The 13,444-nt window shown below is 70.7% G+C and carries 12 protein-coding genes; 6 read left to right on the forward strand and 6 right to left on the reverse strand.

The window, feature by feature from the left end; translation table 11 throughout:
• Positions 1–9: 9 nt before the first annotated feature.
• The 4 genes from A4E84_RS03615 to A4E84_RS03630 form a co-directional block, all read right to left on the reverse strand.
• Entirely contained in the window at positions 10–969 is a 960-nt protein-coding gene (locus A4E84_RS03615; protein ID WP_062925144.1) for an SMP-30/gluconolactonase/LRE family protein, read from the reverse strand.
• Between the two features lie 49 nt (positions 970–1,018).
• Positions 1,019–1,276 (reverse strand): ArsR/SmtB family transcription factor, encoded by a 258-nt coding sequence (locus A4E84_RS03620; RefSeq protein ID WP_062925145.1) that lies wholly within the window; start codon positions 1,274–1,276, stop codon positions 1,019–1,021.
• Positions 1,277–1,460: 184 nt separating this feature from the next.
• On the reverse strand, positions 1,461–3,020 hold the full coding sequence (locus A4E84_RS03625; protein WP_062925146.1) for a glycoside hydrolase family 53 protein: 1,560 nt from the start codon (positions 3,018–3,020) through the stop codon (positions 1,461–1,463).
• Positions 3,021–3,154: 134 nt separating this feature from the next.
• Positions 3,155–5,176, reverse strand: a complete 2,022-nt coding sequence (locus A4E84_RS03630) for a beta-galactosidase (protein WP_062925147.1) — start codon at positions 5,174–5,176, stop codon at positions 3,155–3,157.
• A 184-nt stretch (positions 5,177–5,360) separates the two neighbouring features.
• On the opposite strand from A4E84_RS03630, the gene A4E84_RS03635 reads away from it, so the two are divergent.
• Genes A4E84_RS03635 through A4E84_RS03645 form a run of 3 tightly spaced genes read left to right on the forward strand, consistent with a single transcriptional unit; the run spans position 5,361 to position 8,559 of the window.
• Positions 5,361–6,680 carry an ABC transporter substrate-binding protein gene (locus tag A4E84_RS03635; protein ID WP_062925148.1) on the forward strand — a complete coding sequence of 440 codons (1,320 nt, stop codon included), beginning with the start codon at positions 5,361–5,363 and terminating at the stop codon, positions 6,678–6,680.
• The gene (locus A4E84_RS03640; protein ID WP_062925149.1) at positions 6,677–7,654 is read left to right on the forward strand and encodes a carbohydrate ABC transporter permease; all 978 of its coding nucleotides are present in this window, start codon (positions 6,677–6,679) and stop codon (positions 7,652–7,654) included. Before A4E84_RS03635 ends, A4E84_RS03640 begins: the two co-directional genes overlap by 4 nt.
• Positions 7,651–8,559: a carbohydrate ABC transporter permease gene (locus A4E84_RS03645; RefSeq protein ID WP_062925150.1), complete on the forward strand. Its 909-nt coding sequence runs from the start codon at positions 7,651–7,653 to the stop codon at positions 8,557–8,559. Before A4E84_RS03640 ends, A4E84_RS03645 begins: the two co-directional genes overlap by 4 nt.
• A 38-nt stretch (positions 8,560–8,597) precedes the next feature.
• On the opposite strand, the gene A4E84_RS03650 is transcribed toward A4E84_RS03645, so the two are convergent.
• Positions 8,598–9,794 carry an RNA-guided endonuclease InsQ/TnpB family protein gene (locus tag A4E84_RS03650; protein ID WP_062925151.1) on the reverse strand — a complete coding sequence of 399 codons (1,197 nt, stop codon included), beginning with the start codon at positions 9,792–9,794 and terminating at the stop codon, positions 8,598–8,600.
• A 152-nt stretch (positions 9,795–9,946) separates the two neighbouring features.
• On the opposite strand from A4E84_RS03650, the gene A4E84_RS03655 reads away from it, so the two are divergent.
• Both A4E84_RS03655 and A4E84_RS03660 read left to right on the forward strand, forming a co-directional pair.
• Positions 9,947–10,972: a LacI family DNA-binding transcriptional regulator gene (locus A4E84_RS03655; protein ID WP_062925152.1), complete on the forward strand. Its 1,026-nt coding sequence runs from the start codon at positions 9,947–9,949 to the stop codon at positions 10,970–10,972.
• Between the two features lie 74 nt (positions 10,973–11,046).
• Positions 11,047–11,472, forward strand: coding sequence for a MarR family winged helix-turn-helix transcriptional regulator (locus A4E84_RS03660; protein WP_062925153.1), 426 nt, complete (start codon positions 11,047–11,049; stop codon positions 11,470–11,472).
• A gap of 69 nt (positions 11,473–11,541) precedes the next feature.
• Here A4E84_RS03660 and A4E84_RS03665 read toward each other — a convergent pair whose 3' ends face one another.
• Positions 11,542–11,940: an SseB family protein gene (locus A4E84_RS03665; protein ID WP_062925154.1), complete on the reverse strand. Its 399-nt coding sequence runs from the start codon at positions 11,938–11,940 to the stop codon at positions 11,542–11,544.
• Between the two features lie 309 nt (positions 11,941–12,249).
• Between A4E84_RS03665 and A4E84_RS03670 the strand changes: the two genes are divergently transcribed.
• Positions 12,250–13,431, forward strand: a complete 1,182-nt coding sequence (locus A4E84_RS03670) for an MFS transporter (protein WP_237304806.1) — start codon at positions 12,250–12,252, stop codon at positions 13,429–13,431.
• The last annotated feature ends 13 nt before the right edge of the window (positions 13,432–13,444 follow it).

Here is a 13,444-nt window from a genome sequence, read left to right on the forward strand (position 1 = left end):
GGAGCGGGGTCACTTCGGGGCGGGTGCCGCGCAGACCGCCACGCCCCGTTCCCGGACGCTGCCCAGGACGAGGTGCCCGGCCGCTTCGCACACGCTGGTGGCCATGCGGTAGCCGGAGTGACGGCGGCCCAGGTGGTGGACCACGCGGCCCTGGTCGTCGAAGGCCATGACGCCGATCGTGCCCGTGGGGCGGAAGGGTGCGCGCACGGCCAGACGCGCGGCGGCGGCACGGACGCCGGGCGCGCCGCGGTGGAGCAGGTCGAGGGCCGGGACGCGGGGCCCGGCGAGCGCGACCCAGACCGGTCCGTCGGGCGCGCCGCGCCAGAGGTTGTCGGGCATGCCCGGGAGGTTCTCGGCGAACGGCTCGCTCCGGCCGGCCTTCGGGCCGGTGAGCCAGTGGCGCAGGAGCCGGCGGGCGCCGGTCTCGGCGACGAGGAGGAAGGACTCGTCGGCGCCGGCGGCGACCCCGTTGGCGAACTGCAGGCCGTCCAGCACCACCTCGGGTGTGTCACCGCCGGGGGCGAGCCGCAGCAGCCGTCCCGTTCCGGTGTGTTCGACGATGTCGCCGATCCAGTGCTCCAGCGGGTACCGGCGGCTGGACACGGTGAAGTAGACGCTGCCGTCGGAGAGGGAGACGGCGTTGCTGCAGAAGCGCAGCGGCTCTCCCGCCACCGAGTCAGCGAGGATCCGGACCGTGCCGTCGCCGGTGTCGACGCGCAGCAGTCCGCGTTCGGCGTCGCACACCAGCAGGTCGCCGTCCGGGAGGAGTTCGAGCCCGAGTGGCCTGCCACCCGTCTCGGCGATCACCTCGACGCGGGCCGCGACCGGGTCGGCGAGGGCGTCGAGCCGCAGGATGCGGCCGTCCGCGACGCCGGTGAGGACCCGGCCGCGCGGGTCGGCGACCACGTCCTCGGGGCCGGGGCCCACCTCGACGTAGTGACGTGGGAGGAGTGCCGTGGGGCGGTCCATCGCGCGCGTGTCCTTCACCGTCGGGGGCGATACCGCTGTACCGGGTCGCCTACCAGCCCTTCTCAAACATCCGGGCGACCTCCGCGATCCGCACGTCGTCGCGGTGGTAGCGCACGCGGCCCGCGGACCTGCTGGTGCGCAGCATGCCGGTGGCCTCCAGCAGCCGGAGATGGGTGACGGCGACCGGGCGTGGCAGCGAGAACCGCTCGGCGACGGCGTCCGCGGTGACACCGTCCGCCGCGGCCGGGGGTTCCTTCAGCCAGGCCAGGATGCGGAGCCGCGTCTCGTCCGTGGGAGTCCTCAGCATGTCGTGCCCCTGCCTCGCGGCTTCGCCCTCTCACCGCGTCTTCCCACTGTCTCGCAGTCGATGCCGCCGCGTCCGGGGTTCGTCATCGTTGACCGATACCGAACTGCCGTACGGTGAGGCGGAGTTCGGGCAGGGGCGTGGCAAGGGAGGAGGGACCCGGAAGCCGGGCCCCACCCCCGCGCCCTCAGCGGTGCCGGAACCAGGACATCGACGAGAGCGCCCGGTCGTCGTAGCCGAACAGCGCCTGGTTCTCCCAGGCGTTGCCGGAGGCCGCGTCGGTCGGGTCCCAGCCGTTGCCGTTCACCGCGGTCCAGGTCGCCTCCCAGTAGAAGATGCCCAGGCCACGGCCGTTCGGGACCGCCTCCACGATGCTCATCATGTCGTTCATCCACCGGGTCTGGCCGGTCACGCTCGCCGGGTAGCCGGCGACCAGTTCGGCACTGGTGTCGATGATGTTCTCGTGGGTGTCCTCGCTGTCGAGGCGGAACGGGTAGGCGGTCTCGGCGACGAAGACAGGCTTGCCGTAGCGGGCGGCCGCGTCGTCGAGGGTGGTCTGGAAGTCGGCCAGGGTGCCGTGCCAGTAGCCGTAGAAAGACAGGCCGATCGCGTCGAACTTCACGCCGTTGGAGCGCGCGCTGTCGAACCACCAGCGGGTGCCCTCCAGGTCACCGCCCTCGGCGAGGTGCAGCGCCACGGTGGTGGACGGGTTGACCGCCTTGACCGCGTCGTAGCCCGAGTTGAGCAGACCGGCCAGCTGCGTCCAGTTGGAGGTGGATCCCTCGTTCCACAGCATGCCGCCGTTGATCTCGTTGCCGACCTGGACCATGTCGGCGGTGGTGCCCTGTGCCTTCAAGGCGTTCAGCACGTCGTACGTGTGGTTGTACACGTCCGTCTTCAGTTGACCGTAGGAGTGTCCGGCCCAGGCGGCGGGCTTGTCCTGGCGTCCCGGGTCGGCCCAGAAGTCCGAGTAGTGGAAGTCGACCAGCAGCTTCATGCCCTGGGCCTTGACGCGCTTTGCCGTGGCCAGGACGCGGGCCTTGTTGTTGTAGCCGTCGGCCGGGTTCACCCAGACCTTGAGGCGGGCGTAGTTCATGCCGGACGACTTGAGGACGGACAGGGGGTCGGCAGCGGTGCCCGAGCCGTTGCGGTAGACGCCGCCCCTGGCCTCACTCTTGGCCAGCGACGAAATGTCGGCGCCCTTGATCGACGTACCGGTGGTGCCGGAGGTGAGGGTCAGGTCGTCGACATTGATCCAGTTGCCCGCGTTGGCGTCACTGTTGACGCTGATCGTGCACTGGTTGCCGGTCACCCGGACCGGCACGACGATCCGGATCCACCCGCTGGCGGAGACCGGCAGGTCGGTGCGCTGTTCGGCGCCGCCGCAGTTCTTCAGCGCCAGGTAAGCGGATTTCTGCCCGCCGCCCGAGCGAACCCAGGCGGTGAGCTTGTAGTTCCCGTTGGTGAGTCCGGACAGGTACTGGTAGGTCTCCACCTTGTAAGCCGAGGAGGACCAGTGGCTGAGGCGGTGGCTGCCGCCGTGGCCGCCGGACTCGGTGAACGAGGCGTCGGCGTCGCCGTACTCGGACCAGCCGCTCGGGGTCGCGGCGCCCGCTCCGTCGGCTTCGAAGCCGCCGTTGGCCAGCGTGCTCGCGGCGTGGGCCGGGCCGGCGGGCAGGGCGGTGAGGGCGAGGCCCGCGGCGAGCGGGAGCAGCAGGGCCCTGAGGGTGCGTCTGGGATGGAACATCGCCGTCCGTCGTCCCTTCGACGTGGGGGTGTTGGGGAGTACCTCTCAGGCGGAGGCGGAGTGCCTCTCACGCGGAGGCGGATGAGGATCCCTCCGCCCGCGGCTCGTGGCTCGCACGGGCGGAGGGAGTCGGTTCAGCCGTCGAGCCGGACGACCCGGACGGCTCCCGCCGGGACCGCGAGGCGGCCGGCGGCGCGGTAACCGGTCAGCAGCTCGGTGCCGGGGGCCGCCAGGGGCACCTTGGCGTCGGAGCCGGTGTGGTTGACGGCGAAGAGGTAGGTGCCCGACGCGCCGGTGCGGCGGACCACTTCGACGTCCCGGGGCAGATCGGCGCGCGGGGCGAGCCCGGCGTCCTCGCCCGCCCGGCCGAGCAGCGCGTCGAGGCCGTCGGCGCCGAGCCGGGTGGAGACGTACCAGGCGGTGCCCTCGCCGAGGCGGTGCCGGGTGACGGCGGGCAGCCCGGCGGCCGGGCCGTCGGCGTAGGCCGAGACGGTCTCGGCGCCGCGCGGCACGACGAACTCCGTCCACACGTCGGCGGACAGCTCGGTTCCGTCGAGGCCGGTGACGCGCACCCGTTCGCCGGAAAGCAGCGGGGAGAACTCCTCGACGATGAGGCCGAGGACGTCCCGCAGCGGGCCCGGGTAGGCGCCCTCGTGGACGGCGTCGTGCTGGTCGACGATGCCGGAGAAGTAGGAGACGACCAGCGTGCCGCCCTGCTCGACGTACGCCGTGAGGTTGTGCCCGGCCGCCTCCGTCATCAGGTACAGGGCCGGTACGACGACAAGGGGATACCTCGACAAGTCGGCTTCCGGGTGGGCGAAGTCGACGGTGAGGTGGCGGTCGTAGAGGGCTTCGTAGAAGGCGTCGGCGCGCTCGCGGGCGTCATGGTCGACGCTGGGGCGCCAGTCGAGGTTCTGCGCCCACCACGAGTGCCAGTCCCAGAGCACGGCCACGTCTGCCTCGGTGCGGGTGCCGCGGATCTCGCTCAACGCCTCGATGCTCGCGCCGAGTCCGACGACCTCGCGCCACACGCGGGTGTCGGTGCCGCCGTGCGGGACCATCGCCGAGTGGAACTTCTCGGCGCCGCGCCGGGACTGGCGCCACTGGAAGAACAGGGCGCCCTCGGAGCCGCGCGCCACATGGGCGAGGGAGTTGCGGGCCATCTGCCCCGGGGCCTTTGCGGGGTTGCGGAGCTGCCAGTTGACGCCCGAGGTGGAGTGCTCCAGCAGCAGCCAGGGGGCGCCGCCCGCGACGGACCGGGTGAGGTCGGCGGCCATGGCCAGGTTGACGTGGGTGCGGCGGCCGTCGGTGATGAGGTAGTGGTCGTTGGTGACGAGGTCGACCTCGCGGCCCCAGGCCCAGTAGTCGACGGAGTCGCACTGGCTCAGCGCCGTCATGAAGTTGGTGGTGACCGGGACGCCGGGTGAGAGGCGGTGCAGGATGTCCCGCTCCATGCGGAAGTTCTCGCGCATGGTGGCGTCGGCGAACCGCTTGTAGTCCAGCGCTTGGCCGGGGTTGACGGCCGCGGGGGTGAGCCGGGGCGGGTTGATGTCCTCGAAGCCGCCGTAGCGCTGGCCCCAGAAGGCCGTGCCCCAGGCCTCGTTGACCGCGTCGACCGTGCCGTACGTGGTCGCCAGCCAGCGGCGGAAGTGGGCGGCGCACGACGCGCAGTAGCAGGCGGAGACGGGGACGCCGTACTCGTTGTGGACGTGCCACATCGCCAGGGCCGGGTGGTCGCCGTAGCGCTCGGCGAGCTTCGTGGTGATGGCCGCGGCGGCGGAGCGGTAGTCGGCGTTGCTGTGGCAGATGGCCGCGCGGGAGCCGAACTCGTAGCGCACGCCCTCGGCGGTGACGGGCAGTGCTTCGGGGTGGGCCCGGTAGAACCAGACGGGCGGGACGACGGTGGGGGTGCCGAGGTCGACGCGGATGCCGTGCTCGTGCAGCAGGTCCAGGAGCCGGTCCAGCCAGCCGAAGTCGTAACGGCCGGCTGAGGGCTCCAGCAGCGCCCAGGAGAAGATCCCGACGCTCACCATCGTGACGCCGGCCTCCCGCATCAGCCGGACGTCCTCCTGCCAGACGCTTTCCGGCCACTGCTCGGGGTTGTAGTCCCCACCGAAGGCGAGCCTGGTGAGGCCCCTGGGGGTGGTCTCCGGCATGGAAGGTCTCCCGGTTGATCGATCAATTGGGAACGTGCACACACAACGGCGCAGCGCAGGGCCCAACATAACCGCACAGCAACAACCATTGACAAGTGTCCGGGACGTTTCTCTACTGTGAACGCTCACAGAAGCATGGCAGGTCCTCGCAGCAGGCGAGGGCCCCAGGTCAGGGGAGAGATCCATGCCGTACACGAAGCGCCGCCGCCTCGTGAGAACCGCCGTCGCCATAGCCCTCGGCGCCACCACCCTCGCCGCCTGCGGCTCGGAATCCGGGGACGGCGACACCGAGTCGGGCCCGGCCTCGCTGACGTACTGGACGTGGACGCCCGGCATGGACAAGGTCGTGGACCTGTGGAACAAGGGGCCGGGCAAGAAGGACCGGATCACCGTCACCGTGAAGAAGCAGGCGTCCGGTGACACGCTGGTCACCAAGATCCTCACCGCGCACAAGGCGGGCAAGGCGCCCGACCTGGTGCAGGCGGAGTACCAGGCGCTGCCCACGCTGGTCAGCAACGACGCGCTCGCCGACATCTCGGAGAACGTCGGCGGGGTCGAGCGCAAGTTCGCCGACGGCGTCTGGCAGCAGACGACCCTCGGCACGGACGCGGTCTACGCGGTCCCGCAGGACATCGGGCCGATGATGTTCTACTACCGCGAGGACCTGTTCAAGGAGTACGGCCTCACCGTACCGACGACCTGGGACGAGTTCGCCGAGACCGCCCGCAAGCTGAAGAAGGCGGCGCCCGGCAAGGACCTCACCACCTTCTCCGCCAACGACTCGGGCCTCTTCGCGGGCCTCGCCCAGCAGGCGGGCGCCAAGTGGTGGACGACGTCCGGCGACCAGTGGAAGGTCTCCATCAACGACGCGGCGAGTCAGAAGGTCGCGAAGTTCTGGGGCGGCCTGGTGAAGGAGGGCGCCATCGACAACCAGCCGATGTACACGCCCGCCTGGAACAAGGCGCTCAACACCGGCAAGCAGATCGCCTGGGTCAGCGCCGTGTGGGCGCCGGGCACCCTGACCACGGCCGCGCCCGACACCAAGGGCAAGTGGGCCATGGCCCCGCTCCCCCAGTGGTCCGCGAGCGACAACAGCACCGGCAGCTGGGGCGGCTCCTCCACCGCCGTGACCACCGACTCCGAGCACCGGGCCGCCGCCGCGAAGTTCGCCGCCTGGCTGAACACCGACAGCGAGGCCCTGAACGCGCTGGCGAAGGAGAGCGGCATCTACCCGGCCGCCACCAACGCCCAGACCAGCGGCGCCTTCCTCAAGCCGCCGGCCTACTTCGCCAACCAGGCCGACTTCTACACCAAGGCCGCCGACATCGCGGAGACCACCGCGCCCTCCGCCTGGGGCCCTAACGTGAACGTCGCCTACACCACGTTCAAGGACGCCTTCGGCGCCGCGGCGAAGAGCAAGTCGGACTTCGGCGCCGCGCTGGACGAGATGCAGGCCGACACCGTCGCCGACATGAAGAAGCAGGGCTTCGAGGTCGCGGAGTGAGAAGCACGGCACGCCGGTGGTCGTACGGGGTCAAGGGGGCCCCGTACGCCCACCCGTCTCCCACCACCACCCTCAAACGAGCGCGCAGCGCCCCCTATCTTTTCCTCCTCCCAGCGGTACTGCTCTTCGCGCTGTTCTTCGCGCTGCCCATCGGCTACGCGGTCTGGCTCAGTTTCCGCAAGGTGAAGGTGTCGGGCCTCGGCCTCGGCTCCGGCGCCCGCAACGAGGTCTGGGCCGGCCTGGAGAACTACACCGACGCCCTCTCCGACAGCGAACTGCTGCACGGCACCCTGCGCGTCCTCGGCTACGGGTGCATCGTCGTACCCGTCATGCTCGGCCTGGCCCTGCTGTTCGCGCTGATGCTCGACTCGGAGAAGGTGCGGCTCGCGCCCGTCACCCGGCTCGCCATCTTCCTGCCGTACGCCATCCCCGGTGTGGTGGCGGCCCTGCTGTGGGGCTTCCTCTACCTGCCGGACGTCAGCCCCTTCTACTTCGTGCTCGACCGGCTCGGGATGCCGCAGCCGGACCTGCTGGACGGCGGGCCGCTGTTCGTGGCCCTGTCGAACATCGCGGTCTGGGGCGGTACCGGCTTCAACATGATCGTCATCTACACCTCGCTCCAGGCGATCCCGGCGGAGGTGTACGAGGCGGCGAAGCTGGACGGCGCCACCCCGCTGCAGATCGCGCTGCGGATCAAGATCCCGATGGTGTCGCCCTCGCTGGTACTGACCTTCTTCTTCTCGATCATCGCGACGCTCCAGGTCTTCAACGAACCGACCACCCTCAAGCCGCTCACCAACTCGGTGTCCACGACGTGGAGCCCGCTGATGAAGGTGCACCGGGACGCCTTCGGCGAGGGTGACATCTACGGGGCCGCGGCGCAGGCCGTGATCATCGCCTTCGCCACGCTCCTCCTCTCCTTCGGCTTCCTGCGGGCCGCGAACCGTCGCCAGAAGCAGGAGGCCGCCCGATGAGCTCCCTCGCCGTCCCCCGGACCGAGCCGGTGGCGGACAGCACGCCCGGCACCGCCCAGGACCGCCCGCCGCTGCGCCGCCGGATCGCCCTGATCCCCACGGTCACCCTGCTGCTGGGCGCCCTCTACTGCCTGCTCCCTGTCGCCTGGGTGGTCATCGCCGCCACCAAGTCCGGACGGGAGCTGTTCTCCACGTTCACGTTCCTGCCCGGCACGGGCTTCGCCGGCAACATCCGGGACCTCGACGCCTACCGCGACGGCGTCTACTGGCAGTGGATGGGCAACTCCGCGCTGTACGCCGGCCTCGGGGCCCTGCTGTCGACGTGCGTGTCGGCGATCAGCGGCTACGCGCTCGCGATCTACCGTTTCCGCGGCCGCGAGACGCTCTTCAACGTGCTGCTCGCGGGGGTGCTGATGCCGCCCGTGATCCTGGCCGTCCCCCAGTACCTGCTGCTGGCGAAGGCCGACCTCACCGACTCGTACCTGTCCGTCCTGCTGCCGCAGATCCTCTTCCCGTACGGCGTCTACCTCGCGCGGATCTACGCCGCCGCCGCGGTGCCCGCCGACGTGATCGAGGCGGGGCGCATGGACGGGGCGAGCGAGTGGCGGATCTTCACACGGATCGCCCTGCCGATGATGATCCCCGGGATGGTGACGGTGTTCCTGTTCCAGTTCGTGGCGATCTGGAACAACTTCCTGCTGCCGTACATCATGCTCAGCGACGACGAGAAGTTCCCGATCACGCTCGGCCTGTTCACGCTGCTGGAGCAGGGCGCCAACACCCCGGCGCTGTACACCCTGGTGATCACGGGGGCCTTGCTCGCGGTGTTCCCGCTGGTCGTCCTCTTCCTGGTCATCCAGCGGTTCTGGAGTCTGGATCTGCTCTCCGGAGCCGTAAAGTCATGACCTTGGCTGTCTCCCCCTCGGTGAACCGAGGGGGATTCCTACGGCTTGCGCCGTGGAGTTTCCTGCTTCGTCGCCGACTGCCCGCCCGGAGTGCTCCGTTGAGGTCTTACACCGGCTCCACAGGCCGACGCCGCCAGCCCGGCCAGAAGGTTGCGCGCTGCGTTGGTGTCGCGGTCGTGCCTGGTGCCGCACGCGCACGTCCAGGTGCGGACGCTCAGCGGCATCTTCCCCTGCAGGGTGCCGCAGGCGGAGCACAGCCTGGAAGAGGGGAAGAACCGGTCTACTGCGATCACTTCCCGCCCGTACCAGACAGCCTTGTACTCCAGCAGGCGACGGAACTCGGCCCACGCGGCATCCGAGACGGCTCGGGCCGTCGTGTGGTCCCTGACCATGTTGCGCACGGCCAGGTCCTCGATCACGATCGTTTGGTTTTCACGAACGAGACGAGTGGTCAGCTTGTGCAGATGGTCACGGCGCCGGTCGGCGATCCGGGCGTGCACCCTCGCGACCTTGCGCCGGGCTTTGCGGCGGTTGGCTCCGTCACCCGCGGCCTTGCGGGACAGCTCCCGCTGGGCCCTGGCGAGACGGGCGCGGTCGCGGCGCTCGTGCCTGGGACTGGCGACCTTCTCCCCTGTGGAGAGAGTCAGCAGGTGGTCCAGACCGACATCGACCCCGACGGCCTCATCGGCGGCGGGAAGCGGTTTGATGGCCGGGTCCTCGCACAGCAGGGACACGAACCACCGTCCCGCCGCGTCCTGCGACACCGTTACGGTGGACGGCTCGGCGCCTTCGGGCAGCGGCCGGGACCACACGATATCGAGCGGATCCGCCATCTTGGCCAGGGTCAGCCGGCCGTCGGCCCGGAAGCGGAAACCGCTGGTGGTGTACTCGGCGGACTTCCGCGACTTCTTCCGCGACTTGAAGCGCGGGTACTTGGCCCGCTTGGCGAAGAAGTGGGTGAAGGCCGTCTGAAGGTGCCGCAGTGTTTGCTGCAACGGCACCGACGACACGTCGTTGAGGAATGCCGGCTCCTCAGTCTTCTTCCACGCGGTCAGCATGGCAGAGGTGGCGTTGTAGTTGACCCGTTCCTGTCGCGTCCACGCCTCTGTGCGGGCGCCGAGGGCGAGGTTGTAGACCTTGCGCACGCACCCGAACGTGCGCGACAGCTCCGCTGCCTGCGCACCAGTCGGATAGAAGCGGTACTTGAACGCTCGCTTCTCGTGGTTCCCCGACATGCTCACAAACTAGGATCGCTGCATGTAAAGCTCACCCTGCGGGTCAGGGCACCGCGATCCACCCTGGCGCCGATCCCCGCTTCCTGCCCCGCGCCCGCAGGAGCTTCGCTCCCTCCCCCGCCCGGAGGCGGGGGTATCCACGGAGGAATCAGATGAACGCTGCGGGAGGCAGGCGCAGGCCGCCCACGATCCATGACGTGGCGCGCGAGGCCGGTGTCTCGCGCGGTACCGTCTCGCGCGTCCTCAACGGCGGGCACTACGTCAGTCCGGCCGCCCAGGAGGCGGTCAACGCTGCCATCCGCAGAACGGGTTACGTGGTCAACCGGCACGCCCGCTCTCTGATCACCGGGCGGTCCGACTCGATCGGTTTCCTGCTCACGGAGCCGCAGGAGAGGTTCTTCGAGGACCCCAACTTCAACGTCCTGCTGCGCGGCTGCACCCAGGCGCTCGCAGCGCACGACATCCCGCTGCTGCTGATGCTGGCGGGCACCGAGGACGAACGGCGGCGCATCACGCGGTACATCACCGCCGGGCACGTGGACGGGGTGCTGCTGGTCTCCAGCCACTCCGGTGATCCCGTCGCCGAGCAGCTGCGCGAGGCGGGGGTGCCGCTGGTGGCGTGCGGGAAGCCGATCGGGCTGGCGTCCAAGGTCAGTTACGTGGCCGCCGACGACCGTGACGGCGCCCGCGACATGGTGCGTCACCTGCTGTCGCTCGGGCGGCGCCGGGTGGGCACGGTGACCGGTCCGCTGGACACACCCGGCGGTGTCGAGCGCCTGGCGGGTTACAAGGAGGTGCTGGCGGAGGCGGGTCTGGAGTTCGACGAGCGGCTGGTCGTCTCCGGCGACTACAGCCGGGCGAGCGGTGAGGCCGGCGCCGAGCGCCTGCTGGCACGGGCGCCGGACGTCGACGCGGTGTTCGTCGCCTCGGACCTCATGGCGCAGGGAGTGCTCACGGCCCTGCACCGGGCCGGGCGGCGGGTGCCGCAGGACGTGGCCGTCGGCGGCTTCGACGATTCACCGGCCGCGGTGGCCGCCGGCCCCGAGCTGACGACCATCCGGCAGCCCTGGGACCGCATCAGCAACGAGATGGTGCGGGTGCTGCTCGCGCAGATCGGGGGCGAGGATCCGGCGGCGGTGATCCTGCCGACGGAGCTGGTGAAGCGGGAGTCCACGTAAGGCCGGGCGTACGGGGCGGGAGCCCGTATTGCATGCACGGTCATTTAACCGTGCTCCGGTGTTACCGTTCCCATATGGCGGCGAAGACGGCTGGTGGGCAGCTCGAGGATCGGTGGCGGGACATCCTGTCGGCGCACGCGCGCACGATGTGCGAGATCGACCGGGCGCTGCATCCGCACGGCCTCGGCGCGTCCGACTTCGAGGTCCTGGACATGCTCGCGACCGCGGCGCCCGAGGAGGGCGAGCAGTGCCGCGTGCAGAACCTCGTGGGGCGGGTCCACCTCAGTCAGAGCGCGCTGTCGCGGCTGATCGCCCGGCTGGAGAAGGACGGGCTGGTGGCGCGGTCGGTGTGTGCGGAGGACCGCCGCGGCGTGTGGGTCGCACTGACGGCCAAGGGCCGTGACCTGCATGCCGAGGTGCTCCCACTGCAGCGGGCAGCACTGACCCGGGCGCTGGGCGAGGAACCGCCCAGGCCCGGATCGCGCCGGTCGCCTTCCTAGGCCGGGCCGTGTCCGCACAGTCCCGCCTGACCCGCTCTCCGGCGGGCGACGGGACCTTTCGCACACGCGCTAGCGGGCCAGCAGGGTGCGCACTCCCTCCGAGGTCAGCGTCAGGCGGTGCTCCGAGCTGCCGTCGATGGTGAGCGACAGGTCGTCGGCCGGCCACTGCGCGGCGAGGGCCCCGAGGGGCACCAGGCGGTAGCGGGAGACGAACGGCAGCAGCCCGGCCATCTCCACCTCGGAGGTGAACACGGGCACCACCGGTTCGCCGCCCGGCTGCTCCAGCACCGGCAGCGCTACCGCCGAGGGGTTGGCGGCGTCCGAGTCGTTGGCGTCGTCGGGCACGGGGATGAGCACGTCGCTGTTGGCGAGCGCGTCCAGAGCCACCGTGTCCTCGGTGTTCTCGGAGAGGACGTCCAGAGCCCGCTGGGCGGGCGTGGGCGTGGGGTCGTTTGCGGGTGTCTCCATGGCAGATTCCCTGGTAGCGGCGGTCGTGCGGCCCGCCCCGGGCATGATCCGCCCCGGGAACGGTCCTGCTCGCGTACCCGAACGGGGCGGGGGCAACCCTGGTGGATCTCGGGGGTTCGTGGGAGCTCGCGGGAGATCTCGTGGCGAGCCGGGGGGGCGGCGGGCCGGCGAAGGACAGCGGGGCTGCCAGGGAGCTGCCCGGGGACTGTTGACCTGACTGATGTTACCGGTAACATCACTTGCTGATCCAGACGTACGCGACTGTGCCCTCCGCCCACCCGCCCCGGTGGCCCGTCCTTCGGAGTCCGCGTGATCGAAGAGCGCGTTGCCCGTCTCTCCCCCGCCCAGCCCGGTCCGTTGTTCAGCAGGGCCGCCGTGGTCGCCTCCTGTGTGGGCTTCGTGCTCATGGGGGTGTTGCAGGCCTTGTACGGACCGGCGATCCCGGCCTTCCGCGCGGAGTTCGGGCTGTCGCCCTCCGCCGCGGGGCTGGGGCTGAGCGCGCACTTCGTCGGTGGTGTGGCCGGGGTGCTGCTGTCCGACCGGCTCTACGGGCGGATCGGCAACCGGCACATCCTCGGCGGTTCGTATCTGCTGATGGCCGTCGGCGCGGCCGGCTTCGCGCTGGCGCCCGGCTGGCCCACGGCCCTGGCGGCCGCCCTGGTCGCCGGGCTGGGCTTCGGTGGTATCGACTACGGCCTCAACCAGCTGTTCGCCGTGGGCTTCGGCGACCGTTCGACCGCGATGCTCAACATCCTCCACGCCCACTTCGGCATCGGCGCCGTCCTCGGCCCCGCCGTGATCGGCGCCGTCGGCTCCGAGCACTACCCGGCCGTCTTCCTCGCCTTCGCCCTCGCCAACCTGCCGCTGCTGCTGTGCCTGAGGGGCGTGCGGAGCCAGGCGCCCGTCCCGGCCGGAGAGCAGGGCGCCGGCACGGGCGTGCTCGGGCGGAGCCTCGGCTCCGTGATCGCCGTCTTCGTCGTCCTCTACGTGCTGCACGTCGGCATCGAGGCCGGTGTAGGCGGCTGGGAACCCACGCATCTGGAGACCGTCGGCTACGGCGCGGGCGTCGCCGCGACCGCCACCTCCGTGTACTGGCTGATGATGACCGTCGGCCGCTTCCTGGTCGCCCCGCTCGCACTGCGCTTCTCCCCCCAGGCCATCATCACCGTCTCCTGCGCGGGCATGACGGTGTGCCTGCTGGCCGCGACCGTCCCGGCCCTCGCGCCCTACGCGTACGCCGGTGTCGGTCTGTTCATCGCGCCGATCTTCCCCACCGGGCTGCCGTGGCTGAACCGCGCCGCCCCGCAGGCCCGGCGGGCCGGTGCCCTGGTCATCGCGGCCTCCATGATCGGCGGTGTCGCCGCGGGGCCGGCGCTGGGCAAGGCCATCGAATGGTCCGGGGTCCGCGCCGTGCCGCTCCTGCTGTGCGGCGTCTCGGCGCTCTGCCTGGCCGCCACGCTCTGGCTGATCCGCGCGACCCGCTCCCGCTGACTCCACTCCTCTG

Origin of the sequence: Streptomyces qaidamensis, from assembly GCF_001611795.1 — a bacterium.
Taxonomy (GTDB): Bacteria; Actinomycetota; Actinomycetes; order Streptomycetales; family Streptomycetaceae; genus Streptomyces; species Streptomyces qaidamensis.